Raw genomic sequence first — 25,055 nt, forward strand, 5'->3', positions numbered from 1 at the left:
GCGATGCCGGAAATTCCTTTGAACTTCACTCTTGCACTATCCGACGATGATGCTGTCGCACTGGCAGACACGCTTGGCTGCACCCCAGAAGATGTCGGCGAGAACCTGCAACTCTATGCGCCGGCGGCGCTAAGAGAATATGTAGAAATGTTTGCTGGCCAAGCAATGATGAGTGTTTCGGACATGCGCGAGCGTCGACTTCTGGCAATACTGCTCGCATTGCCCGCCGCAAACTTTCCAACCGATGAGCGCATCGCTCGTCTGTTCAATCTGACCAGCCTACAGGGCCGAGCGCTGCTGCGCGCCACGCTTTCGCGACACCGCGCACGTCTCAAGGGAACGATGGAGGCTGCGGCCCGCCGTTTCATCGGGGCATGCCAAGGCGAAGCTGGCGCGGAGCGAGAGGCTCGGTTTCCAAACGCTGTCGTGATCGAAATGCTCAATGCTCAACTATCTGCGGCGAACGCGCCACGCAGCCCGATCCGGCGGAAGCCGGGAACATTCGACACATATCTTGTCGCCAATGGCGCGTTCATCGAACTTCAAAACCTTTACCCATGAGCACTTCTGAACAACTACCTGACGCGATTTCCGCAGCGAGCTTGGTGCTTGCCGTCCTCGCAGCTCTCTACACACTCTGGCTTCCGACTGTGACAGCAGCGCTTGACGCAACACCTCCTGCCGATCCTGACGATCGCGGTTCCCTACGAACGCAAGTTACGGGTGCTCTTGTCACAAAGGCAGTACCGCTCGCCTTCGCCACCATAGCGTCAACGGCAATTCTTTTGCCGCGCGGCATGGCGATATTGTGGGAAGTATGGACGCACCACGCTGAATGGGCGTACGATGACGTCAAGGCGTTCTTCGTCCTTACGCTACTGCTTATGCTGTTGCTCGCGGCCGTTTCGATCGTACAACTCGTCAGGCTTGTCGTAAAACGTGTCCGGCTCTGATACGCCAAGTAGGCAAGATGGTCGCGGAGAGACCACCCACGCTTAAGCCACATACAGTTATCACACCCTGCTTTCAAAGCACCCCCCATGCCCGAAACCTCCCCCTCCCCGTCATCTCCCGAAGACCGAGCTCACCAACGATCCGCCGCGCCGCCTGCGGCGTGACACCGAGCGTCGCGGCGACCATGCCGGCCGACACCAGCGGCCGCTCCATGACCAGATCGATCAGCTCCGGCAGTTTTGACGAGGCGCGCCGGCCATCTAGTTTTCTTTCCATCATGGTCCGTGCGAGCGCCAGCCCGTCATGCTCCTTCAGTCCGAGATCGCCGGCTGCGGTCAGTCCGTGGGCGATGGCGACGAGCCGGGTTTCGCGATTGCGATGCCGACGCCGATCAACAGGCACGGTCTTGAGGCCGAGGTTGATGGCGGCGAGATGGGCGCCGGTGGTGACGCCGGCTTGGCGGAGGATGGATGCAGCAAAAAGCCGGCCGAGCCAGGGCGCGTGCTGCAGCACCGCCAACTCGTTCCAGGCATCCAGGGCGACGATCGCCTGCAGCACCGCCGGCAGATCTTGCGCCAGCCGAACGACGCCACGCCATTCCTCCAGGCGTTCGTCCTCGTTCCAGTCGAGATCGTAGACCAGCGGATCCTTTTCCCTTGCCCGAGCCGGGCCGGGCTTCTTTGCTTGTTCGATGGCAGCCTCCGATCGGGCCAGCACCGCATCGATGGCAGCGAATTCTTCCGCAAGCGGACCGGCGTCATCGTCCTCCTCCCCCTCCCCTCCTCCGACCGTGCCAACATCCGGCGCGACGGCGTCGATCGCGACAGTGCCGTCGGCGCCATGCGACGCAGGCGGTGCCTGCCCGCGGAGGCTGCGGAGGCCTTCAGGGCTGAGCGCCCAACCGGGTGGCTGCGCCGCGATGCGCCGGCGGGTTTTCAAAACATCGCGGGCGATGGTCAATTCATGGGTGGGCGTGCGAATATCCTTTGTGGCGTCGTGGAGGACGAGGTCTTCGAGATGCACGAGCTCACCGTCGATCCACAGTGAAGCGCAGGCATCGGCGAAATGCATGCGCTCGATCCACCCCGCGCCGACGGCTGAGCGGGCAACGCGCTCGTCGAGGCGGGCAAGTGCTACGCCGGCGTCCGACATCGGTCGCAGCAGGCTCTGGATGGGCAATTTGGCGAGATCGTAACGCATTGAATTCATGGTAAATGATTTGCTAAACGAACTCTAGTTGTGCGTTAGCATTCGTCACCGGATGATATCGCAAAGACGAAGTCTCACTTCCGATAAGTACTGCTTACCGCAAGTGATTGCGGAAACCGCTAAAATCAGCGATGTCCGTCGCCCTAGATGGGCGGGTTCGCCTGGAAATCCGGCATTTCGGTCCTTTTATCACACTTATTCCAGCGGACTCATTTGCCTGATGGAGCGGACTGGACCTCTCCCGAGCGGCCGATTGCGGAGCTGTCCCCCGTCCATTTCTCCATCTCCGCCCGTCTGAAGCGAAAGGGCGGCAATCGGTCCCTTTCAAAACAGCAGATTTATCGCGTTTCAGCCACACGAGGCCACTGACGCGGTTTCGCAACGTTCGACGGCCGACGCTTGTCGCAGACCAGATTTCGCGCTGTACGGCCTTCCGTTTCGGGCATAAACCACGCTTGCAAAGGAGCAATTTCTCGCGCATTTCTTATCTGTACAAATCACCTCGAAACGAGGCCGTTAAAAGCGCGATGGCGAAGCCACAAAGAGTTAACGTTCAACAGCCTCTAAAGCGGCTGATAGGCTATGCCCGCGTGTCGACGGACGACCAGGTCCACGATGCCCAGATGGACGAGCTGCGGGCCGCCGGCTGCGATCGGATCTATCAGGAGCATGGCTCCGGGGCATCGCGCGCCAGGCCAGTCTTGACGCGGCTGCTCGGAGAGCTCACTGCGGGAGACGTCCTCGTCGTTGTCCGCCTCGATCGATTGGCCCGATCGGTGAGTCATCTCTTGGCAGTGATCGAGGATCTCGAGCAACGCGGGATTCATTTTCGATCGATCCGCGATCCGATCGATACCTCAACCCCGCAGGGCATGTTCTCCCTCCAGGTTCTCGGTGCGGTCGCGCAGCTCGAGAGAGCGCTGATCGCCGAACGCACCAAAGCCGGCATAAAGGCGGCGAAGGCGCGCGGCAAGCTTCCTGGAAACCCCGGCCTGCGAGAACGACGACCGGAGGCAATCAAAGCAGTCTCAAAAGCACGCGAGAAACTTTATCTCGACGAGCTCATTGCGTCCGCGCAGATGTGGCTGCCGATGGTGCGGCAACTCCGGCCTCAGCACAGTTGGGACAATGTCGTGCGGGTGCTCAATCGCCGCGGCCACGACTGGACCGTCGAGCGCCTTCGTCGCGCCGTTCATCGCTTGGTCCGGGAAAAGCTCGCGGAAAAAGAGCTTCTCGCCCGGTCCCCTCGCCGCGCTCCCGAGAACCATCTGATGAAGCTGGTGGCGGCGATCGCCATTGCCGATCCCGATCTGTCGCTTCGCGACATTGCCGCTCAACTGGACCAGATGGGAGAACGCCCTGCGCGAGGCGGCAAGAAATGGCAGCCCTCCTCCGTCCGGGACCTGCTGGACGAAGCACACCGGTTTGGACTTATCCGCCGCTGAGGGCACAGTTTATCAGGCGACCGATCACGCGGTTCTTCTTCCTGCCGCTGCTCGCCGGCATGGTCTTCCAAGCTTGGCTATTGAAATCTGCAGCGCCAGGCGACGGTAATCGCCATCGGTCCGAAGTTTTAGCACAGCGCTTTCCTCCTGGGACGCGGCGGCGGGGTCTCCCGGCGCCTGCTCTCCCTCCCCTCTCCGGATCGTCCTGAAGGCCTCATGCACGAAGGTCGGGACGGTTCCGACACCACGACACTGGACCAGACCTGCAAGCTCTGCCATGGCATCGATAGAGGCGGCCTGCCAGGCGAGAGGCCGCGTGGATAGCGGCGCAGATGCCCTTGGCCGCAATCGGCTGGTCGACCTGCGTGACCAGGCGCTGCTGCTGACCGCATTTGCCTCAGGCGGCCGTCGCCGCTCGGAAGTGGCGGGGCTTCGCATCGAGGACCTCATCGACAAGGAACCGGTGCACGCCGATCCGGTCGACAAGTCCTCTCCTGCCCTGCCCTGTCCTGTCTCAGTATTCATCTCGGTCGCATGAAGACCAGCGAAGCGATGGCGACGCCCATGTGATTCTGTTCGGCCGGCCCGTGACCTCCTTGAGGCGATGGCTGACGGAAACCGTGTCACGGAGGGGCCGGTATTCCGGCGCATCGATCAGTGGGGCAATGTCGACCGGCGGGCGCTCACGCCGCAATCGGTCAACCTGATCCTGAAGCGGCGCTGTAGGCAGGCCGGCCTCGATCCGATGCTGTTTTCGGCGCATGAATTGATGTCCGGCTACCTGACTAAGGCCACAAACCGCGGTGTTTCCCTGCCAGAACCGATGCAGCAGTCGCTGCACAAATCGTTGAGCCAAGCGGCCAGCCATTACAACAACGCGGAACGAAAGAATGGACGAGCGGCTCGGCTGATCGTCTAAGCGTGACTATGCGCCGAAGAATGCCTCGGCTCGCCTCTCAAACGATTGCCATTCTTCCAGTTCCGGTTCCGCCTCCAATCTATCGTGCTGGTCAGCATCCGATGCTGCACTGCCCCAGGCTTCAGCACGCTGCATCAGCGACGCCATCTCTCCCCTCAAGCAATGCGAGCGTTGCAGGTCGGCGGCGTGCTCGGCGTTCTGGCGGGGATCGTAGAACACGCCGATCGCCTTGCCGGCTGTTTGTCGTGCCGCCTCCAATTGTATTCTCAAGCTCTCCAACTCGGCTTTGGCCGCAAAATACTGTCTCATCACCGCGATAAGTTCGCGGTCACTGGCGCTGACTTCCACGATCCCTGCTCCTTGGAATTCCTCGTTGCGGGAACTGATCGCTAACAATGGCAAAATCGGGATAGAGTTCCTACGCTGGAGGAAAGAGGATGGGGCTTCCGGATCGCCGCCTCGCCTGAAGCGATTGAGCAACTGGGCGGTGCCCCGGAGGGTGCGCCAGGGACCGACAAGGGTGACGAGAGGGCCGCGCCTAACAGTGAAGCAGACCAGCGGTCCTCGGGGAAGCCATGCATGAACGCTCTCTCCCTTGCGACGGCGCCGGTCCTCCCGCAGTCGAAGGGGCCATGGGCGCGATAACGCTGCCCGCCGGTCTCGACCGGTTGAAGAGCGGTCGGAGTCCCACAATAGAGATTGCTCCGATGCCTTGAGGAGGGAAAACCCTGACAGCTGTCAGGATTTTTGATCTCCGGGCGCTGATGATTGCTGGCCTGCATGCCTAATCGCACTGCGCGCTCAGGTTAGCACCGCAGAAATGACTTTGCCGCCGCGGCGACGGCCATTCGGCCGCGTTTGAGCTTCATCAGTTTGTTCACGAAGCGAGGCGACACCCGAAACGCCTAGCCGCTTCCCATGACCATCCTCGACAACCTCAATGACTCAAGCGCGGCATTTTCCGATGTGATCTGCCTGCCATCTGTGCGCCCCTGCCAAGGCGGGGAATAGCAGGCGATCCAATCCGGGAATGCAGCATCCGGAGGTCGTGGTGGCGTTCGGTTGTTGGAAGCGACTAATCCAAGAATCTTGCTGAAAATGTAATGGAAAGATCAACCGACTGATTACCGCGCTGCCACAACGGAGGCGAGCCTGAGATCAAAAACCCTGACAGCTGTCAGGGTTTTCCCTCATCAAGAAGGACATTTGCATCAAAAGGGGAGAACGGAAACGTTCGCTCATGATCCACCCGTGACAGGATCCCTCCCGCAGTCAATGAGAAAGCAGTCAGCTTTGGTTTCGGCGAGCAAGAGACACCCAGGAGCTTTCGGCAGGCCTGCCGCACGTTCGTATACGCCGCAAACTTGCTGCTGACTGCACGACCGACAAGGCACTTCAGCCGGTGAGCGCGGGCGTCGACGCTCATCAAGAAGGTGCTCTCGCAGCAGGGAACTGAGGATGGTTGAGTGAATCGCGGCACTGTGGGCATCAGTATTCGCTTGAAGCTACAAGAAAAAACTGCTGACGTTTTCGAAGCACGCGTGGTGCTTAGCCTCCCCGTCAGATGCGCATTGGGCTTTACTGCCGCCCGACATCATCCACCACCTCAGTCGAAAAAGAGCCATTTACCATGGAGACCGCCGACGAAGAACTGATTAGGGACCGGCTATACGCTCTGGGAGAGAGCAGGGCGGCTAGACCGTGACAGTGCTGGTGCTGGTTTCAAGCAGCGAAGGACATTCAGCCAACAGGGATATATGGCGTCGAGGTATTGCAGACTGCGGCGGTTCTTGGCGATCCCGACAAACCTGCCATCAGGGCAGAGAAGGCGCCGAAATCCGCAGTGAGGAAGGCGCCAGATTGCGTGAAGCTGCTGAAGAGGAGCATCGTTTCCAAGAGCCGGCGCCAGCGGGTTAGCGTGGATCAGGAGGCCGGCCGCCGCAGCATGCCCGGCAACTGCAGGCCGTCGGCCTTGAACAGCTTCTCCGCACACAATTCAGCCTCGACCTCCGCGGGCATGCCGTGGGTCGGATCCTCGCTGCGCATGACCAATCCGTGAGATGATGGGCAACGAACTTCAAGAGCAGCGATCTCGTCGCAGGGCAGGGGAGGGGAGGGACGGTAGGACGTCGAGTTCCTCGGCCGGTGATGCATCGCTTGGCTGCTCCGATCTGCCGCGCGAGGGTTGTTGATCATGCGTGCAGCCCCCAGTGCCTCGTGCAATAGTTCCGAAAAACCCGTTCTGCTTGTTTGACGTCGACAGTGACCGTCGCTGCGGATTCAAAGAATTCCGAGTCTATCAGGACGCCGCTTTGCACGAGAGTGTGATCATCAGAAAAGACGGCGGGAGGCACCGTGCCCATCGCCTATGGATTATCTGCGCCTGTCGGGGTGTGATCGCCGCATCGAGGTTGAGCGGCGCCTGCCGCTGTCGAACAGGCCCAAATGGAGCCCGTCTCATCATCTCAATGCCGAACGCTGACGGACAAGAATGCTGCCGACTGGAGTCAAGTTCGGCCACTTCTTCACCATGCCGCCTCTATGTCTGTAGGTGAGAAGCCGTTACGCTTGAATAGCAGCGGTTCACCGTGCCTCTTTGCCAGCGCATTAGAAGAAGCAGTCGCCATAATTCAGACCTGCGGGAAGTCGCCCTTTGGCCGTCGCTGCGCCAGGCTCGCCGCCACGAGGAACTGCTCCGCGCGACGATTTCGACGCCCTTATCGAGGCACAGATCAAGCTCTGCGGTCGCTGCCTCGCCGAGGCAGGCCTCGATGACGATTGTGAGTTCCAGGAGTGTTGCGGCCCAGATGAAGCGTCGTGGAGCGTCGACGACCTTTTTGCTCGAAGGTTTCCGGTTCGGGCTCCTCGAAGGCGACGCGACGATGGCGGAGGCGTCGATGACCATCAGTTGGGATCCCGTTCTCGTCATACTCCAAGATCTCATCTGCAGAGCGGTTGTCCAGCACCGGCAGCTTCGCCCATCGTCGACGACTGGCAGCAAGTTCTTCGAGAAGAAACGCAATACCTTGCCTTTGGGAGATGCCGCAGCCGCTCGTCCAGCGCGCGCCGAGTGGCCTTCGTAATCGTTCGTCAGTCGTTTCGGCCAGTGCCTTTGCCAGGCGTTTCCGTCAGGGCCATTGGCTGGTTTCTTGGTTCCTATTTGTCTACTTTCTACCTAGACTCTAGGCGCAAGCGGAGAATCAAGGTCTCGAACGCGGCGAGAACAAGGGGCACTTGGCGAAAAGCGCATCGCCTTCGCCGCAAAGTCGCACAATCAATACTTGGTCCCTATCGTAGTGAGCACGCGAAGAAATCGGCGTCCGGGTGACGGAAAGATAAGGCAGGTTGGTTTCCGTTTCCACGATTCAAGATGTTAATTCACATGGTTAATAAATCGTCATTGCTGCCGCAGAACGATTGAGGAGGATGCTGGCCTCGATCCACCAGTCATCTTGCTCGAGGGGTGTTATTGCGGCACCAGATTCTGTAAGAGCGTGCGATCAGACTCCAACCAGGTAAACTTTCGTATGGCGCTGCACAAAGACGAGATTCTGAACTCCCTTGCTGCTACTGCTAATGTCGCGCAGTTTGTGGCCTTCCGCCCTTTGGGAGGGCGCCTGGTTCAGAGTTATTGCAGGATTACCGGTTTTGAAGAAAACCACCGATTTCAGGACTCCAAGCAAGCGGTGGAAGCCCTCCTAGGTCGCAGTTCCGACCGAATGGTCAACGTTCGGAGCTACGAGCCGAACAGCCCCCGCAGCAGAGAGTTTGTATATGGCTTACGAACGGTCGAAGAGACTTTGGCAGTCCTCGATCGCTTGGCGGCGGAGGATCTCCACCTAATTGTAAATGAGACCATAGACATTCATGACGGCGGCGTATCCGGGGTTGTACAGGGCCAACTGATTGAATTTGCTCCAGACGACACGCCACGCTGTGTGGAAAAACCAGGGGCTGCATCGTTGCCTCTCGCGATTGGACTGAACATCCTCAACACAGTTTATGGGCTTTCCGCAGAACTCTCGTTTGCGCAAGGCTCCCGCGTTGAATTCAGCATCCATCCTAAGCCGCGTGGTTACCATCAACGCCATACAATTGTATGGGAACTTGAACGCGATGCGCCGAGTTTCCTTCCCGCTGCACTAACCTGGCCGAACCGGTTTAGTCGCCATTTAGGGGACAAGGTCTTTGGCCTGCTCGTCGCCAACGCATTGGGAGTTCCCGTGCCCCGAACGACGGTGATTGGCAGGCGTACGGCCCCCTTCACTTTCGGAAGAGACACGGGATCGTCAGAAGTCTGGACGCGGACTGCGCCCACCGAGCCGCAGCCAGGGCTCTACACGACCGTCAAGGGATGGTTGGATCCGTTCGCACTACTGTCATCGGAGGATCCCGACGGGTCAAATATTCGTTCGGTGATTTGCCAGTCGGCTGTACGAGCCGAGTTTTCCGGCGCGGCGGTAACCGGCCCGAATGGCCAAATCATCATCGAGGGGCGCCGAGGGGAGGGGGACCGATTCATGCTTGGTCTCCAATTGCCGGAAACGCTGCCGTCCTTCGTCGTTGAGAATGTTTCAGCCATATATGCTGTTCTAGCAAGCCGCCTCGGTCCTGTGCGGTTTGAATGGGTGCACGATGGCGATGTCGTTTGGATCGTTCAACTGCATTGTGGCGGGACGGGTACGACCGCGGACGTCATCGTTCCTGGCGACGCCGACACGTGGGTAGAATTCGAAAGCTCTGCCGGATTGGACAAGTTGCGCAGTTTGTTGGCATCCCTGCCCCCAGGGGAGGGCATTCTGGTAGTCGGCCGTGTTGGACTTACAAGCCACGTTGCGGACTTGCTTCGGAAGGCAAATCGGCCATCCAAGCTGAAAGGCGTCTAACCGCTCCGGCATGTAGGAGAGGCGACTGGTTCTCAGGAGCATCTCGTTAACGTTGGCTCATTGTTTTTTACGTGGAAGACAAAAAACATGGGTGGCATTGGCGCGTGGGGTCGCATAGCAAACTCCTATTGCTGCTTGCGGTTTTGCCCCACCCATCTGAATATCCCGCTCAGATAGCAGTACGGAAATGATTCGCCCTAGGATGTGTCGATGAACGTTCAAGTCGCTGTCAAGATGAACTCAGGGCCGAGCATCATGCTTGCAAGCGGTACCTGGTTCGATCTCCTTGATCCGTGGCATAGCCACTTCACCATACAAGACATCGCTCAGGGCCTTTCAAACATATGTCGCTACGCCGGTCAGTGTAGGGATTTCTATTCGGTCGCAGAACATTCCTTGCATGTCTGTGATACGATAGGGGAGTTCAAACTCGAGGCATTGCTGCATGATGCTGCGGAAGCGTTCATTGGCGATATTACCAGGCCGCTCAAACAACTCCTTCCGGAGTATAAAGCCATCGAAGCTAACGTCGAAGCCGCGATTTACAGCCGTTTTAGCCTCAATCAGATGGCTACACCTCACGTTAAGCTGGCAGATCTGCGCGTGCTGGCGGCCGAGCAAGCGCAACTCATGCCTGTCGGAACTGACTACTGGGCCGCGCAGTCCGATGTTCGTCCTGCACCCGTCGCCGTAGAGTTTCTCTCCCCCTCCATCGCGCGCGAACGCTTTCTCGCCAAATTTCATGAGTTAACGTGTTGAGGGCGCTGCACGAGCCCATGTTCGTGCAGCTTTGCACCTCATCGTGATGATTTACTCGTGCGGCCCGTCATCGAGGTCCGCTCCTGGGCGGCGCCACAGTTCAATTAATTGTCCGTTCGCAAAGCGGTGAGCTGATATCAAATGGTCCATGATATCGTGGACACCATATGGCACCGTCAATTCCACTAGTGTGTCTTCGACCGCGCGCGTTTTCCGCCGCTCGCCGAAGGGGTAATCTGCGATCGGAAGGAATGTACCCCGGCCGCGAGGCTGAGGGTTCATAATGGTCGAACCGCTGTTGATCGGGCTGAGCAAGATGTTGTTCTGGTGCGAAGCCACAAGCGAGGCGGTATCCACTGTAAGGATGGTTTGCGGATAGTCGCGGTACGCCTTGGCCTTCAGCAACCTCCACAAACGCTTCTTGTGAAGCCAGAAGAATGTTTTCTCGTTGAGCGTGCGATACCATTGTTCTGGCCTCAGCCCGTCCTGTAGGCACTTTTCTAGAGCGCTGTCCGTCATGGGCTTGTTGTCGCGGATTACCGCATTTGGCAGACCGTTTTTTGAAATTGTCACGCTTTCAGGGCGGCGCTGGGCTTCGATTTCCAAGCGTCGCGCGCCGTTGATTTCGTAGAGATCAAGGAGCGCCGTGGCGCTCAATAGGCCACGCTCCTGTATAGAGGGAAATGCGCCATCCTCGGCCATATGGAAGAGCCGCGGGTACATCTGCAGTAGAAGGTCAATTTCCATCTTCAGTCTTTGCTTTCTCGCCGGTCGATCACGATGGCATTTGGCCCGAAATCTTTTGTAATCCAAGTGACCCTGGCACCAGTGACACGCTCGAGGTTCTGAACAAATGACTTGGTCTCGGCAGTCAGCCCGGCATACTCCGCCACGGTCTTGTTTGAAGCGTCAATGTAATCAGCGAACGTAAGCGCGATATCGGTTGCTCCATTCAGGACTGCGGACCGTCGTGCTTGCTCCCAATCGAACTCTCCGATGCGCCTCTTTTTGCCTGACACGGTGCCCACTTCTGTTCCGGTGATATCCTCTTCCGGAACGCCGCTTCGCTTAGCGATGGTCGCAAAGTTAATTTCGTTCATCATCGGGCCAGAATTTCCACCCACGCGAATAGGATACGTTCTAGTTACCATGATCACGCGGCGCACCCTTGATGGAGCGATGCCGGCGTCCGCCAAGCATCCTGACGCGGTCGTTTCCCTGGATGTGACATACGGGTAATGACCATGATGGATGCTCAGGTCTGTCCCCTGAGTCCCTTCGAGCAGAATGCGGTCGCCGCGCCGGTAGGCCTTCTCGAGCTCGACCTTCGTGCATCGGACAAACTGTTTGAATTCCGGTATATCTTGAGCGAGGCGAACCGGAGCATCGAAGTGAACCTTGTCGCCACGCCCGAGGATCTTCCTCGCAGTTGCAACACCGACCCCCTTCTTCGTTGAGCCGATTGCCTCAAGGCTTCCCATTTCGACCTTGACGTCCTCGTCTTCGATAACAATGGCCTGGGGGTCGATCGACAGTCGGTCTCCGGTAAGGCTCAGATCGGTGATCTCCTTCAGGACCTGTTTAACAGAAAGTGTGGCGCCTGCACCAATCAGGAGCTTCGCCTCGGGATTTGATTGCGTTCCTGAAGGAAGCTGAATGTAGTCGTATTTTGGGAAGGAAACTTTGTGCCCGGCGTTCGGTCCACCGACCCGCATGAGAACTTGATACTCTTTTGCGATATGGGCACAGATGTTGCCTTTCCCTTCGCTGCCGAATTGTGCACCAACGAGAACATCAACGAGTGGTGGGATACCCTCCGGGAAGAGCTTTAGTCCGCTTGCCGCAAGGGCCAGGAGGGAAGCGGCACTATTTTTGTGCGCATCCAGAACACGATCGGCTTTTGTCGCGAGTTCTTCAATGCTTCTTTCCGTCCCGTGAAGACGCGCTTCGTCGTAGCTTGCAAATTCCTGCAATTCCGCGGGGCGTTCCAGGTAGCGTTTTCGGAGAATGCCAATCGGAGCTGTGAGGTGAATATGAATAAGCTGATTTTCGAATCTCGTACGAAAATGCTGTATTTGCTGCACAGTTCTAACGGCGTCGATCAACCAAATGGATCTTTCTAGATTGCCACCCGCGAGCGATAGGAACTCGTCAAGTACCCAGCGGCCCGATGTCTCCTCGTCGAGGTCCAATCCCAACTGAATGAGAGCTTCGCGACCGGCGTCAGGGGTCCGCTGCAGCAAGAGCTGTCGCGTGGATACCTTGCGAGCGCCGAAACGCGCTTCGAATTCCTTAACTAGAGCTGATTTTCCAACCGAGATGGGGCCAGAGATCAAAATTACATTGCACATAAAAACTCCCCTGACAGTTGAACAAATGCCATTCCCTAAGCGACGATTAGTAAATCGTGATTCGTGCAGAAGTTGAAGAGCTTGCAGTCGTGGGAATGGTTCGCGGCGTTACCTATTCAGAAGGTCCTACAAAGGGCAGGAACTCGGTCGTTAGGTTAATATGCGCTCGCTTTCCGGGCTTGTCGGGTGCACAGTTCTCATGGAGTGGGTCGTCGGGTCGCATCCGCCGTAGGATGCTGCCAACTCGCATGGCCTAGCGTTGAATTAGCAGATTGGGGCTGCGTATGAACAGATCTGTGAGTATATCCATTCTTTCCATAGGGTTTTCGGCGGAATAAATTAACATCTGTACTGACGTTTATAGAGAGAAAAGATAAATATATCGTCTGCGTCCTATAATCTTTATGTTAGATCGCAAATATTATCGAGGGAGCATACAACAATGGTCCTGTTTTGTTAATGATTTCAGATGAACTGAAAAGCTGAGGCCCAGCCCAGCTTTGCATGGGCGGCGCTCAAATTAGTCACTGGTGAGGACGCATCATCACAAAATACTGCATCAGATATTAGCTGCATACCTGCAAGTTTTAGATACTCGTTTATAGAGCTTTGCCGATGCTTGAACGTCGCGGCCATGACGCTCCCATCCGCCGTTGGCAGCTTTGTAAGTTCATAGGGATGGGATGCATCGACATTTGAGATGAGGAGTAGACCTTTTGGCTTGAGCATTTGCATCATCATTCTCAAGGATATCCTATAGTCTTCGAGATGAGAAAGGACGCGCGTACACAGCACAACGTCAAACCGTGTGTTCGATCGGAACTCGGCGCTATCGGCGTGAATGAATTCAGATAAAGGGGCGCGAGCGCGGGCAATGGAGAGCATTCCTTGGCTTACATCGATGCCAACCGAAGACCTAAAGTAAGGCTGTAGCTCTTTTAAATAAAATCCTGTCCCGCAACCCACGTCAAGAAGACTATCGCGTTCTGCATCGGTGTGTCTACCTATGGTGTTCAGTACAAATGGTGCCTCAGTTGAGCGCCAGAAGGCTTGCCATTTCCACTCATCATAGCGTACGGATGCCGCATCGTAGGCATCTGCGGGAGTTAGGACATCCTTTCTGGAGTCGAGATGGGTTGGGGACGTGTGAATCATGGTTTCTTCTCTAAGGCTCCCAGGCGCGCGTCTATTTTAGACAGTCGCTCCAGAATCGCGTTCACATCGTTCGAGTTGGCAGTTCCGCTGACTGTGATACGCTGCTTTATCGCTTCATCCGCTTCAGAGCGAGCCACTTCTTTCACGTCGGGAAAGAGCTCGCCTTTGACATAGTCCGTTATTAAGGAAACACCCGCCAAGAAGGCAAACGCACCAAGTGCCCAACCGAACGAGCTTCGGATCGCAGCCGGAAGGTCCCTTTTGAACTCATGGACAGCCTCCTCCTTGGCTGCGGTGAGTTCATGTCGAACGGAAGTCTTGATTTCATCGCCGATGCTGTTGATCTGACGGATCGCGGTTTGCCTTTCAGTTGCAATTTCCGTCGAAAGCTCGGCAACTTTCAAGAATGTCTTCGGTTGGTCAACTGCCAGCTGACGCAGCGCGGCATCGTACTGTTGACGAGTAATTTGACTTGCATACGGTGACAGTACGCGTCCCCGAAGCTCGGTAAACACCATCTTGGCGATAGGGGTTTCACTCGTAATCACGACTGTAGACTTAGCAAAATTTACAAACAGGCACGCTAAATCACCTTCGTAGCCCGGCTCCACCATGCTCATGTTCACGAGCATCAGACCCTTCCTCGAAAGCGTGTTTGTTTGCCACCAAAAACCAACCAGATTGTTCGGGATACTAACTCGCTCTCGAGTCCTTATCCAGATCATTTGGCCCGGACTTACAATGACCTCTCCATTTTGGCCGTCTTGAAATTCGATGGGGACGGATGTCTCTCCTGGGATGAAGGCAGAGCCGCACACAAATGAATAGGAGCATTCTTGCGCTCGTTTAGGATCTCCATTCTTCACCAATTCGCCGCGGTCGATGCAAAACCTAATTTCTTCGTCAGACAGTACTGCCACAGAAAATCTCCAGAATCAGATTTCCAGCTTACACTAGGAGTGTGATGGATTTTGTGAAGGCCCTTTAAGCCTGCGTTCGCGGGAAAGCGCGGTGATGAAGAGAGGTGAGGCAGATCAGCAGCGAGCTGGTGACCGAGCATGTGCCTAACCCCTACACATGGAGCATCGGCCCACTAAACCGCTGCGCGGACGATGTTCAATGTGGCAGCCCGCGAGGAACATCAATATTCGAAAGGGTTCGAACGAAACGTTCGACCGAGGAATGGCAGATCCGTTGCTGGTCTGCCGGCGGTCCGGCTTAGATGGCTCCAACTCTTAACCCTTTTCCGGTCCCAATGGTACCCAAACACAACATATTTGATGTGTCATTGACCACAACAAAAAAGTTGTCTAAAAGAGAATCATGAACGGAATTGTGCTGAATGAGAAAGAACTGCGGGATGCGCGAGCGCGGGTAGCAAAACTATCAGACGCGTTGTCGGCAGAAAGCGGCATCGTGCAGCTCGCTTCAAATCTCCCACCCGAAGTCGTGACGCAGGTCACAAAAATGATGAAGGCGGAGCGTCTTCGGCTACTTTCGGCGATAGAGGCATTCGAATACGCAAGAGAGGCTGGTGATGCATCTTCCCTTCTCAAGCAATCTGGGACGGATCCTGGCGTAACACTCATCGTGGCGAGGATCGCGAAGGGCTATTCCCAAAAAGATCTTGCTTGGCGTCTGGGAGTGAAAGAACAGCAGATCCAGCGATATGAGGCTGATCGCTACAGCTCTATTAGTCTGAAAAACTATGCTCGTGTAGCAGCGCTGCTCGGTGTCCAATTGAGCGCAACTATCACAGAGAATCCGAACTTCCGTGGTTTGGATGCTGTCATCGCAGACGTAACTCGGGAGGACATCCGAAAAATCCTGAAGCATGGTCGCTCGCGCGGCTGGTTCGCAACGGACATGAGCGAAGCGCAACTTCGCCAATACGTCGCAGAAAATCGCATCGAGTTCGGTAGCCCTTCGTTATTGCGGACCGGCCTAAACGTGACCGACCATAGCGAGGATGTACTCCTTCACGCGTGGCGAGCACGCGTGGCTACCCGGGCTCGTGAGGAACTTTCGCAGCAGGCGATGACCTTCGATCCGGCGGATATACTTTGGCTGGCTGGACTCGTTCGGCTGAGTGCCCATCCCGATGGACCAAGGCGGGCCCGGGAAACGCTCAAAGAAAAAGGGATTCTGCTCATCGCGGAGCCTCAGATACCCGGTCTTGCAATTGATGGGGCGGCATTCCTCGAAGGCAACATTCCAGTTATCGCCTTGACCATTAGGAAGGACACTATTGACAATTTCTGGTTCACGCTGCTGCATGAAATCGGTCATGCAGTCCTGCACTATCGGACAGGACTGGCTACTGGTTTCTTCGATCAGCTTGAGACAGTATCTACTGATGAACAGGAGGCGGAAGCTGATTCCTTCGCTTCCAACATTCTCATACCCGAAGAAAAATGGCGGAGATCGACTGCTAGAATAGCCAACTCTCCTGTTGTCGTGGAGAGTTTCGCTAAGGAGCTTGGCATCCACCCAGCGATTGTCTTCGGTCGCATACGGAAAGAACGGAATAACTACTCAATATTTTCGAACAAAATAGGCGCCAACACTGTGCGCGAACAGCTGATCGGCCCGAGCTAAGGAGATCTCATGCTTCCGTATCATCCAGCTCTTCGGTTTAAGCAGGGGGAATATCTCGCCACCGGGAAAGTTGCGCGGGATATCCAAAAACATATTCAGCCGCGCTTCATTCTCGCCCCTCCTAAAGAAAAGGACCCTGAGAAAGGCAAGCCCCTGACGGAGGAGGAGATCGCTGTTCTCACTGGAGAGCGCATTGCGAAACATTGGCCGCTTTATCCGGCCTATCTCGATGCCCAGTATGTTGCCCCGTTTTTGGGGGACGGGGGACTTAAGCAGTTATTCCGAATTGCGCAGCGTCGAAACGAGCAGTTGGCCGTCGTCGCCACCGTCAAGGATCTTTTCAATCCAATTTACCGCGATTTCCTTCGGTCCTCTGCCCCGCGAATTGGTATTTACCTTCCATACGAAGATGTAGACGTCGACTCGCTCTTGAAAGGCGTGAAGGCGATTGGTTGCGAAACGACTGAGTGCGCTCTGTTCGTTGATTTCACGAAGGCGCCTTTGAGTGTCGAAGGCGTGTCTGGATCAGTTGCAGGAGTCTTTGACATGCTTGGCACGGCGGCGCAGTGGGCACGCATAATTTTCCAAGGCTCGAACTTTCCCACCAAAAACCCGGCCGAAAACGACAGCCAGTGCTCCATACCTCGGAGTGAATGGCAGGTCTTTCTTGCCGCTTTGAACGAATGCTCGGTGCCTCCGAATGTTATTGGCTACGGTGATTTCGGCGCAGACCACGGCGAGATCAAGTTCCGACGTAAAGGAGGAGGGTCTGCGCCTATTCGGCATATTCGCTACACTGGAAAGAAGGCGACATTCGTCTTTAGGGGCAGGGAGTCCGGAAAGCAGGGCGAGGTCATGAGGGCAGTGTGTGAAAGAGTTCTGAGCAGCGGTGAGTTTGCCGGCCAGGGCTATTCTTACGCCGACGACATTATTTGGCGGGTCGCTAAGGGCATGTCGGCCGCTGGAACTCCATCGATGTGGCGAGAATGGAATATGGCTCATCATATGACGCGTGTGGTGCGAGATCTTGGATCAATGGCCGGAGTGACCTTCGCGGACGGTCCGGTCAGCCATGTAGCGGAACAGCACTCTCTATTCACCGAATAGAGCGGCAGCGAGCGTCGCAGTTCGACCTCGGAGGAGCAGTTGACGTCTCATGCACCGGACGGCGCAAATGGGTGGAGTTCGGATCGTGCCGAACTCGTTTATGGGGAGCGTCCGTCCGGAGAAATCGTTCACATTTCGTCGGTCGAGCGTGGTCTCAAGTGTGATTGTGTCTGTCCGGGTTGCCGTCGACCCTTAGTGGCCAAGACGAAGGCCGAGAAACAAGTGGCTCATTTTGCGCACTCGGGGCCGGCGTGTGGCGGGGGACCGGAAACAGCCCTTCACAAACTAGCGAAGCAGATAATCGCTACAGAACTTAGTCTGCTGCTGCCGGAGCGAGTAGTCGTTTTCGGAGAAAAGCGGAGACTGCTTTCGGAAACAATGGAGATGAGGTTTGATCGCGCTCAAGTCGAGTACTACGATCTTCGCGACGTGGTCCCTGACCTTTACCTCGTCCGTCAGGGACGTCCACTTTTCGTTGAGGTAGCGGTTACCCATACATGCGACGAGCTCAAGATCGAGCGCTTACGCAATAGGGGTATTTCGTCAGTCGAAATTGACCTCTCACGAACGCCTCGAGATGCATGCTTAGAGGATGTGCGGGATGCTGTGCTGAGAACGGCACCTAGGTCCTGGATATTCAACAAGGGGATTGATGAAGGCCTCGAGTCGATGCGTGTGGAGGCCGCTCGGGAAGAGGAAGAGCAGCAACGGGAGCTTGAAGAGCGGGCGAAGAAGCTCGCGGAGATCTATAGGGCGGCAAAAAGTGCGGTATCCGGCGGCTTCAAGCGTGATAGAAATTGGCAGCTTCTCGAGCGCGTTGGAGGCACGGATCTTGTAGGTGTCGAATTCGACGGGAACGCCGTTTTCGCGGTTTCGTCAATCCAATGGCAGATCACGATACTGATCGATGTCCTACTTCATAGGAAGTTAGGACGAAACCTGCAGACGCCGGTTTCCGTTTGCCAGTACCTGCAGCGCCTCAATCTCATTCGCCGGGATTTCCTCTATCTGCGGGAGACGGTTGAGCAGAAAATAACTCAACACCAAGAGGATTTTCGGGCACCTTGGCGCGTGGTTTGCGCCTACCTTGATTTCCTCACGGAGAAGGGCATCGCCGCCCACCTGATGAAGGGCTATACCATTGCACCTGCGGTTGGCTCTCTTTGGATAGAAGCATCGATGGAGATCGAGGCGGCGCGGCTTCGCGTCGATACTGCCGCGGAGCAAGTCAAGCGGATTTTGAACGAAGCAGACCCTACTCGGCGGTCAGCCGTGACGGTTGGCGGATGGTTCTCGTCGGTGGATCCACAGTCTAATCTCACATTTCGGGAGGCTCTCGAATCGAGTGAACATCATGTCCGTATCGAGCGCGAATTGCGGGCGATCGAAGCAATGCTGGATGGCCGATCAGCTATTCCCAGTGATGCATTAGCGCTGCCCATCGACGACCTTATTGCGGCCGCTGAGGAGCAACAGGCGATGCTAGAACTGGCGCGTGACAGCGTGCTGAAGCGCGCAACCAGCGCATCGCAGATCTGAAAAGTATGGCAGGGCCTCTTTTCGCCGCAGAGGAATTGGAAGTCTGGCTGACAACACCGCGCATCGAATTGTCCGGACTATCTCCAGCCGCAGCAGCGGAGACTGGTGGGTTCAGTTCCGCAAGAGCGAAAGACATCTTGGTGTCTATCAAGCAACAAAAGGAATGGGCGGACGCGGAGATGGCAAGAATTGCAGAATACCGGAAGCTCTTGAAAACGGAAGCATACGCGCTTCTGGGTGAGGGTGAGGCGACCGAATTCCTCCGGGGCCGTGACGAAGAGCTCGGCGGAGTCCCCCCCGGGATCTATTGCAAGGATGCGAGTTCCCTTGAGCAATGTCGGGGGAGGTTACGCCAATGGGGCGCTTTCTTGCGAGAAATTAAAGGCGGTAGTTGATGGCCAATTTTCTGTGATACTGGAAAAAAGAACGACGAGATGAGCGCAGTACCTCTTGATGAAAGCGCAAGTTAATCACGGCTACGGTTTGTTGAGAAACACGACTCCCGCCTTTTCGAGCCGTTCCAGAAAGTCCTGAACGTTTTTGAAGCCGCGACTGTCTTGTGCGAAAGTAAACTTGATGCGCTCTCTTGCCCTCGAAAGAGCGACGAGGAAAACATTTGCGTCATCGCCGCTCTTCCAGAACGCGTCGTCGTTCAACTCTATGAATGTGACGGTATGGAACTCCAATCCCTTAGACTTGTGGATTGTCATGAGTTTGACGACGCCGCGGCCCTCGATCAGGTCGATGCAGTCCTTCCATTCGGTGTGCTGGCTGGCACTTTCGTCGAAGAGCAGCCGAAAAGCATCGAGGACCTCGGCAATGCGAGTTGAACCCCGATACTCATTATATGCGCGTGAGAACTGGTCCCGTCTCGACTGCGGCATCACCAAGTCTACGATCTCGTGACCGCTGATGTCGGCGGCGCGTTTGCCGACCAAAGCATTGCCGAGGTCGCTGACAAGCCTCTGGACCGCCTGCAGACTGCTGGAGCTTCCTCGCTCGGTGGAGATGTCGTGTCCGTCGAGATCGGCAAGCGTGTCTCGGCAGACCTGAAACGGATCGCCTTGTCGCACGCTGACCGCCATCTTGAGGGCGGCCATGATGAACCGAAACACTTGCTCCTTCATCAAATCCTGTATTTCGAGTTCGCCCACTTTTCGCGACTCGTTGCGCAGGCGCAGCCCGGCCTTAACAAAGTGGGGCTTGAGACGCTGCTCAATATTATCGACGCGAACCCGCGCAAGCAGCACAAAATCATCAGGCCTCCTCGCCGGATCTACTCCCAGCTCTTCCCGTATGAAGCTTGCAATGTATCGCCCCTCAGCCTCTCGATCTTCGAATACCCATCCTTCGATCGCGTCGGGAGGAACCGGATCGTCCTTCCTTGCCGCCTGCGTCATCACCGGATTGGTTTCGAACATTGAAGCGATGCTATTGATCAGGTCTACAATTGCTTGATTGGAGCGGAAATTGAACAACAGCTTCGATGGCACTGCGGCGAAGTCGTCGTTGAAGCGGTTGAAGATGTCCGGAAGCGCACCCGCCCAGGCCATGATAGCCTGGTTCGTGTCTCCCACGGCAGTGACGACTGCGTCACTGCCGTGGAACGCGGCCTTGATCAGTCTGTACTGCAGGTCGTTGACGTCCTGAAATTCGTCCAGGAACACGTGGGAGTAGGTCTGTCTGAGGGCGGAAACGATCGAATTCTGAGTTTCAAGGATTCGAAGGGCCAGCAGCATCACCATTTCGAACGTGATCGTGGATCGCCGTATGGAATATGCCCACCAGGCGCTGCGAATGCCGTCGGCAGCATTGCCAAACAGATCTCCGGAAGGAACCGAATGGACGAGTTTATAGAGGTCTCGGTCGTTATAATTCATGACCGAAGGAAACTGGAGGGAGACCGAGTTTCTGAAGTCATCCCATATGCCTCGATTTGGAGAAAAGATTCGGTAACCGGGGGGCGGTCTTACCTCTTTAGGCAACGCTTCGAGGAACTGGTCGAGCAGCCTCTTGGCGAAGCTGTGCAGAGTGAGGGATTCGAATCTAGTCGACAGGTTTGGGTCGCATCTCGCCGCCACTCGGTCCTGAAGATTCCGCGCCGCGTCGACTTTGAACGCAACTGCAAGGATTCGTCTAGGGTGTGGGCAGGCGCCTGTTGTGAGCAGGAAGTTGGCTCGCTGCGCAAGCAGCTCAGTTTTTCCGGCGCCCGGCCCTGCCAGAATGGAGCGGGAATTCGTAGAGCGTGCAATATCCAGCGCGTCGCCTTCCAGGGAGACGCCCTTGGATGGCTTCCAATGTTCAGGGTTCACGTAGGTCACCGCACCACCTCAGTCTGTGCATTGCCCGCCGACACGAGAGACCTCGCCTTTTCGATGAGCGCTTGCAAGGGTTCTGGGCAGCCAGTCTCCAACCGTTCCTTGGAGAGCTTCGAAAATGCCAGGAGATGTGAACCAGGCTTTGACGATGACTTGAAGAGCTCTCGATAGATGTGCACCTGCTGCTCTGCGATCTTATTTCCCGTTGCCTCTATCTCGGGCAGTCCCTTGCCGGACGCGCCGAACACGGCCTCCATCAGCTTCCTTCTTGTCTCGTCGTTGTAGTTTTCCGGCGCGTAGGGCTTCTCTGCAATGTAGGCTTCGGGAAATGCCTGGATCATCATCATATCGAGATCCACCGGGGCCGAGTAATATATTCCCCACCTCCGCAGCCACTTCACCCAGCCATCGTAGTTTTGGGGGGTGAGCCCTTCGTTCGTAGGTATGCCATTAACGTTAGCAGGAATTTGCACGCCCGGCTGGTCTGTGCTGGCTGCATAGGTGGGGACGAACTCCGGACCTAGTGCAGTCAGCCAGGCAACGGCATTCTTCAGTCGTCCGGTGCCTCCACCGTACCGGCCCAAGTCGAAGTCAAGAAGCGTGAGGTGGGGTATTTCCAGCCCGTTCAAGAGTTTCCAGAGATGGTGGGCGTGACGACCACCGATGGAAACATATGCAATGAAAGACGGATCCAGGCTGGCCCCACGTGCTTCGGCGAGTTTGGGAATGACGATCCGCTCGGTGTCGCCTTCGCCGATGATAACGAGACGCGCAAAATAAATCTCCGGATTGGCGAGGATCACTTGCTGGATGAATTTGTCCTCTTCCGTCCTCTCCGGCGGCAACGGCAGCGACAATACCGTGCTCGTTAGGGTCTGAGGCGAATTTCGGAAATACCGGACGTTCTTCGGAGGCACACGGCTGAGGATGCTGGTGGCATGGCTGGTCACAATGGCCTGCGCCGATCCCGTCTTGTTCAGGCTGTCCAGGAGAGCCACCAGACGAGGCAGATAGAACGGCGAGAGATGGTTCTCCGGCTCCTCAAGCGCGAAGATAGTCAGGGCGGGCATCGTGAAATCGGATGGACGGAAGCCGACCAGATTGGGGCGCGCCTTCTGCATGTCCCACATGAGAGTTTGGTATGTCGCAGCCAGGGCGAAGTACAGCAGCGATGTTTGCCCCTCGCTGAGCTCGTCGAGGTATCGTTGGCCGCCACCGGGCGACTTGGTGAACCTAAGAGTCAGATCCTTGATGAGTTTCTGAAACTCGGTGGCAACCACCCCAAGCTGAGGAGTGCCGTCATAATGGCCGTCATGGAGAGACTTCCAGAAACCGTCGAGAGTTGCGCTGACGTATTTCATCGCATCCGTGGAATTTAGATTCTGCTCGAGATCGGCAGCGAACCCTTTCGATTTCGAACGGGTGTCGTCACTCCAGTCCGCAGCACTTTCGAGGCGGCTGAGAAGGTTTCTCAGCGCTGTCTGGCTTACGCCCCGAGCGTCACGGTGCGCGGGGATGTAGATCACTTCAGCGTACTGCGTCGGGCGTCCGCGGAGAGGGGTTTTCCGTTCGTCGTCCGGCCCGAATGGAACGGTATCAAGCGTCTTCACGGAGTAGATTTTTGTTTCGAGATCGTCCGTAAGAGCGTCGGAGCTCGAGTACTTGCATTCAAGACGAATTCTAACCCGGAGCTTGCTGTCAGCTGCCGAAAAGAATAGATCGCTGAAGACCATGGGATACGCCGTTGGATCCTCAAATCCGAATACAGCATCGATCACAATTTCTCTCTCGAGCGCTTTCAGCATTTGAAGATCTTCAGTGGGTCCGAAATGGACGTCCGTCTTCCGGATTTGACGTTCGGCCGAGATTGGCGAAAACAGCCTTTTCAGAGCCTCGAGAGCTGCGGTCTTTCCGGAACCGTTGTTGCCGACGAAGGCGTTTATGCCGGACTTGAAGGTGATGGCTACGGGCTTCTGGCCGAAGCAGCGGAAATTTTGAAGGGTCAATGTTTCTAAATGCACAGCAATGCTCGGTCACGGAATCGATGATCACGATTTTGGCATAGGCAAACGCAAAAGCAACTTGAGCTTGTGCAGGGATAGGGTCACCCACGGCCATATCCTCAATATTTAAAGCCGCGGTATTGGCCGCTTCGTGGCCGCGATGCGGTCGTTGGTGTCGTTTTCGGCTAGCACCGGATATCCCGGCCGATGTTAATGAGCCGCCGCGACGGGGACTAAGGGGGCCGTTTTCCACGAGCCCTGTGCACGGCTTGTTGCGAGGATGTTCACGTTCTGGGCTAAAAAATCGCATAATGTATCGTCCGGAACTGACCCTCACGCATGGCGACAGTGAGCGGCTCCGCAGGACACCTGAACCACAGCGATCGCGATGCCATTGTTGCTTTCAGACGCTAACTGCCAACTATGAGGTATCGGAGTTGCGCATTGCTCTTTCCGGTCATCCGGTTCTTTTGTCACCTTGCCCATGAGCTCTGAGAAGCGCCATTAAAACAGGCCCAAGTGAAAATACACCGCGCTTCGTCTTAGACGTCAGATCTCGCAGATAGCCGCCTGCCGAGTTGATGTGTCCCGCCCGCTCGAGAATGCAAGCAATCGTCACGGCCGCATTTTCCGAGCCCATGGCCTCGCATGCTTCCTGATAAGCCGATGGGCTGACCCCTAGCATGGATCGCACAGTGACGGCAGCAGTCATCAGGTCTCGCCAGTTGCTTATGACGCCGTTCGGACCGTATGACGAAATCTCCGGACATGCCCTTAACACGGTTCCCAACGGAAACACCTTCAACGCCTCATTCGTACGGTCCTGTTTCCGGCTCGCCTTCGCACCCAGCTCGTTTCTAGAGCGAGGTTCAGATTCATGAATGGATTCGGTATGTGAATTCTGTTTGTGATGCTCATTGTGAGCATCATTGGTGCTATAATTTTCTGCATTTTGCTGAGACTTCAACGTGTTAAGGATTTCCTCCCGCAGCGTCGTCATTTCATGGAGAAGCCCCAACAGCTCGGAAGGGCTTGGAGTGCGCGGTATGCGGCGGACTAGCTCGACGTACTTGGAGTTAATCTTCTCCCAATCCCCGTCTGCGCCCTCTTCGATCGCCGCAGTGATGAGCTTACGGACGTCCCGGCGGCATATTGTCAAATTTTCCTTGGCTCTCCTGAAGGCCGCCCGAGCCGCCGCGACCCGCTGCGCCATTTGAGCAAGCTCTTCGGCACGGGTGAGCAGGGGGGAGAGATCGAAGCCAAACGCACTTTCGATCTCGCCTGACCTATGCCTTCGGGCGTATCGCTTTCCATTCGCACTGTCCTTACGCACGATAAGACCTGCCTCTACCAGAAGGGCTAGGTGTCTACGAAGCGTGGCGCCAGTAATGCCATGAGCGCGGAGTGTCAGCTGCGCATTGGATGGGAAGACTATGAGCTGCGCGTCTTGACGGAGTTCATTGTCAGGATAAAAACTCAACAGGGCGTCAAGGACCGCGAGGCTTCGGTCCTGAAGTCCCAGCAATTCTCTCGCCTCGGAAGCGTCTCGAAAGACCTTCCATTTGTCAGCCGACTTGCCGGGCTGAATGACGGTCGCGGCAACTTGTTGCCGAACCTGGGCAAGCGTCATCGGCCGCCGCCCGAAAGGCGTCGTCACACTTCCACTCTGCATTTTTTCCTTCACCTTCTAAGAGGCAAAAGAAAGCTGCTCACCAAAATCGGTGCCAAAGACTCTTGACGGGGATTCGGGGAAATGCGATTCTCTAGTTGTCACACACAGAGAGAGGCTTCCACGACGGCAACGTTTGGGGG

General features: G+C 56.2%; 18 protein-coding genes and 2 pseudogenes. 10 read left to right on the top strand and 10 right to left on the bottom strand.

The genetic code is table 11. The annotated features are described in order from the left end of the window. Positions 1-3 precede the first annotated feature (3 nt). Positions 4-561, top strand: coding sequence for a hypothetical protein (locus J2Z31_RS13855; RefSeq protein WP_028002658.1), 558 nt, complete (start codon positions 4-6; stop codon positions 559-561). After that, complete coding sequence (locus J2Z31_RS13860) at positions 558-953, top strand: hypothetical protein (protein WP_028002659.1); 396 nt, start codon at positions 558-560, stop codon at positions 951-953. The genes J2Z31_RS13855 and J2Z31_RS13860 overlap by 4 nt, the downstream gene beginning before the upstream one ends. A 73-nt stretch (positions 954-1,026) precedes the next feature. Here J2Z31_RS13860 and J2Z31_RS13865 read toward each other — a convergent pair whose 3' ends face one another. Then, positions 1,027-2,163 carry an RHE_PE00001 family protein gene (locus tag J2Z31_RS13865; protein ID WP_209602391.1) on the bottom strand — a complete coding sequence of 379 codons (1,137 nt, stop codon included), beginning with the start codon at positions 2,161-2,163 and terminating at the stop codon, positions 1,027-1,029. A gap of 527 nt (positions 2,164-2,690) precedes the next feature. Here J2Z31_RS13865 and J2Z31_RS13870 point away from each other — a divergent pair. Further along, positions 2,691-3,608 carry a recombinase family protein gene (locus tag J2Z31_RS13870; RefSeq protein ID WP_028002661.1) on the top strand — a complete coding sequence of 306 codons (918 nt, stop codon included), beginning with the start codon at positions 2,691-2,693 and terminating at the stop codon, positions 3,606-3,608. Positions 3,609-3,942: 334 nt separating this feature from the next. Further along, positions 3,943-4,527, top strand: a pseudogene (locus tag J2Z31_RS13875) (integrase); the annotation flags it as partial. A gap of 6 nt (positions 4,528-4,533) precedes the next feature. Here J2Z31_RS13875 and J2Z31_RS13880 read toward each other — a convergent pair. Both J2Z31_RS13880 and J2Z31_RS29285 read right to left on the bottom strand, forming a co-directional pair. Continuing rightward, positions 4,534-4,875: a hypothetical protein gene (locus J2Z31_RS13880; protein WP_028002664.1), complete on the bottom strand. Its 342-nt coding sequence runs from the start codon at positions 4,873-4,875 to the stop codon at positions 4,534-4,536. Between the two features lie 1,578 nt (positions 4,876-6,453). Beyond that, positions 6,454-6,650, bottom strand: a pseudogene (locus tag J2Z31_RS29285) (integrase); the annotation flags it as partial. A gap of 648 nt (positions 6,651-7,298) precedes the next feature. On the opposite strand from J2Z31_RS29285, the gene J2Z31_RS29785 reads away from it, so the two are divergent. From J2Z31_RS29785 to J2Z31_RS13895, 3 genes are all read left to right on the top strand, one after another. After that, on the top strand, positions 7,299-7,610 hold the full coding sequence (locus tag J2Z31_RS29785) for a hypothetical protein (RefSeq protein WP_209602392.1): 312 nt from the start codon (positions 7,299-7,301) through the stop codon (positions 7,608-7,610). 444 nt (positions 7,611-8,054) lie between these two features. Next, positions 8,055-9,413, top strand: coding sequence for a hypothetical protein (locus J2Z31_RS13890; RefSeq protein ID WP_028002667.1), 1,359 nt, complete (start codon positions 8,055-8,057; stop codon positions 9,411-9,413). A gap of 210 nt (positions 9,414-9,623) precedes the next feature. Beyond that, a complete protein-coding gene (locus J2Z31_RS13895; RefSeq protein ID WP_028002668.1) occupies positions 9,624-10,172 on the top strand; it encodes a hypothetical protein in 549 nt (182 codons plus the stop codon). 51 nt (positions 10,173-10,223) lie between these two features. Here J2Z31_RS13895 and J2Z31_RS13900 read toward each other — a convergent pair whose 3' ends face one another. From J2Z31_RS13900 to J2Z31_RS13915, 4 genes are all read right to left on the bottom strand, one after another. Continuing rightward, positions 10,224-10,919: a DUF7002 family protein gene (locus tag J2Z31_RS13900; protein ID WP_028002669.1), complete on the bottom strand. Its 696-nt coding sequence runs from the start codon at positions 10,917-10,919 to the stop codon at positions 10,224-10,226. A 2-nt stretch (positions 10,920-10,921) separates the two neighbouring features. After that, positions 10,922-12,523: an adenylosuccinate synthetase gene (locus J2Z31_RS13905; RefSeq protein ID WP_028002670.1), complete on the bottom strand. Its 1,602-nt coding sequence runs from the start codon at positions 12,521-12,523 to the stop codon at positions 10,922-10,924. 465 nt (positions 12,524-12,988) lie between these two features. Continuing rightward, positions 12,989-13,678, bottom strand: coding sequence for a class I SAM-dependent DNA methyltransferase (locus J2Z31_RS13910; RefSeq protein ID WP_084617839.1), 690 nt, complete (start codon positions 13,676-13,678; stop codon positions 12,989-12,991). Beyond that, positions 13,675-14,598 carry a dCTP deaminase gene (locus J2Z31_RS13915; protein WP_150852064.1) on the bottom strand — a complete coding sequence of 308 codons (924 nt, stop codon included), beginning with the start codon at positions 14,596-14,598 and terminating at the stop codon, positions 13,675-13,677. Before J2Z31_RS13915 ends, J2Z31_RS13910 begins: the two co-directional genes overlap by 4 nt. A 403-nt stretch (positions 14,599-15,001) precedes the next feature. Between J2Z31_RS13915 and J2Z31_RS13920 the strand changes: the two genes are divergently transcribed. From J2Z31_RS13920 to J2Z31_RS13930, 3 genes are all read left to right on the top strand, one after another. Beyond that, positions 15,002-16,276 carry an XRE family transcriptional regulator gene (locus J2Z31_RS13920; protein ID WP_150852065.1) on the top strand — a complete coding sequence of 425 codons (1,275 nt, stop codon included), beginning with the start codon at positions 15,002-15,004 and terminating at the stop codon, positions 16,274-16,276. Positions 16,277-16,285: 9 nt separating this feature from the next. After that, positions 16,286-17,383, top strand: a complete 1,098-nt coding sequence (locus J2Z31_RS13925) for a beta family protein (RefSeq protein ID WP_084617841.1) — start codon at positions 16,286-16,288, stop codon at positions 17,381-17,383. 606 nt (positions 17,384-17,989) lie between these two features. Beyond that, positions 17,990-18,922, top strand: coding sequence for a hypothetical protein (locus J2Z31_RS13930; RefSeq protein WP_150852066.1), 933 nt, complete (start codon positions 17,990-17,992; stop codon positions 18,920-18,922). A gap of 476 nt (positions 18,923-19,398) precedes the next feature. Here the strand turns inward: J2Z31_RS13930 and J2Z31_RS13935 are convergent, their stop codons facing one another. From J2Z31_RS13935 to repC, 3 genes are all read right to left on the bottom strand, one after another. Beyond that, the gene (locus tag J2Z31_RS13935; RefSeq protein WP_084617842.1) at positions 19,399-21,243 is read right to left on the bottom strand and encodes a UvrD-helicase domain-containing protein; all 1,845 of its coding nucleotides are present in this window, start codon (positions 21,241-21,243) and stop codon (positions 19,399-19,401) included. Further along, positions 21,240-23,261, bottom strand: a complete 2,022-nt coding sequence (locus tag J2Z31_RS13940; protein ID WP_158500212.1) for an ATP-dependent nuclease — start codon at positions 23,259-23,261, stop codon at positions 21,240-21,242. Before J2Z31_RS13940 ends, J2Z31_RS13935 begins: the two co-directional genes overlap by 4 nt. A 439-nt stretch (positions 23,262-23,700) precedes the next feature. After that, on the bottom strand, positions 23,701-24,915 hold the full coding sequence (gene repC, locus J2Z31_RS13945) for a plasmid replication protein RepC (RefSeq protein WP_028002681.1): 1,215 nt from the start codon (positions 24,913-24,915) through the stop codon (positions 23,701-23,703). Between the last annotated feature and the right edge of the window lie 140 nt (positions 24,916-25,055).

The organism is Sinorhizobium kostiense (assembly GCF_017874595.1).
In the GTDB taxonomy this organism is placed as follows: Bacteria; Pseudomonadota; Alphaproteobacteria; order Rhizobiales; family Rhizobiaceae; genus Sinorhizobium; species Sinorhizobium kostiense.